1 protein-coding gene is annotated in these 751 nt (G+C 58.6%); it reads left to right on the top strand.

Annotated elements, in window-relative coordinates; genetic code table 11:
* Nucleotides 1–717, top strand: a 717-nt coding sequence (locus tag DVH23_RS23250) for a sodium/calcium exchanger protein (RefSeq protein ID WP_394342659.1), incomplete at its 5' end; no start/stop codon positions are given.
* Between the last annotated feature and the right edge of the window lie 34 nt (nucleotides 718–751).

The raw sequence follows: 751 nt of genomic DNA, 5'->3' as shown, positions 1-751 counted from the left end.
GAAGAGGAGGTGCACGTCGGCGTCCCTGCGTATCTTCAATCGTGGTCGAAGGGACCACGCATCGCCAGCGTCTTGTTCTTGTTCGCCTTTTCGGGCGTGCTGATCTTTATCGCGGTCGAGCCGTTCGCCACCGGCCTCGAGGAGTTGGGCCTCCAGTACGGCATCCCCGAGTTCTTCATGATCCAGTGGCTCGCGCCGCTTGCTTCTGAGAGCCCCGAGCTCATCGTCGTCGCCTATCTCGTCAATAAGGCACGCTCGACTGCGGGGTTCAACGCCCTGATCTCCTCAAAGCTCAATCAGTGGACGCTGCTGATCGGCACGCTCGCGGTGGTCTACTCGATCGCCGCAGGTCATTTGGGAGGATTGCCGTTCGATCAGAAGCAGATCGCCGAGATCTGGATCACCGCCGCACAGAGCTTCTTCGCGATCGCGCTCTTGACGAACTTTGAGATTAGCATGCGCGAGGCAGTCGGGCTGCTCGTACTCTTCCTTTCACAGGTCGCCATCGAATTCGCCATTATCCAAACGGTCTCCGAACCGCAGGCGACGGCGCTCAGTATCGACGTATTATACGCCTATACGGCGATCTATCTCATCATTGGAGCGTGGCTCTTCTACACCCGCCGTGAGGCCCTTCGGGATCTCCTCTCGCGAACCATGGGGAGTATCCGAAAGACCACTCGATCGGGTAGTGCGCAACCCGAACAGGCTGACTGAGTCCCAGCATTCGATCTCCGCTGGACAGAATTCG

This window comes from Saliphagus sp. LR7 (assembly GCF_003344565.1).
GTDB classification, from domain to species: Archaea; Halobacteriota; Halobacteria; order Halobacteriales; family Natrialbaceae; genus Saliphagus; species Saliphagus infecundisoli.
The sequence above is the reverse complement of the archived record's forward strand: the minus strand, read 5'-3'. Positions and strand labels throughout refer to the sequence as shown.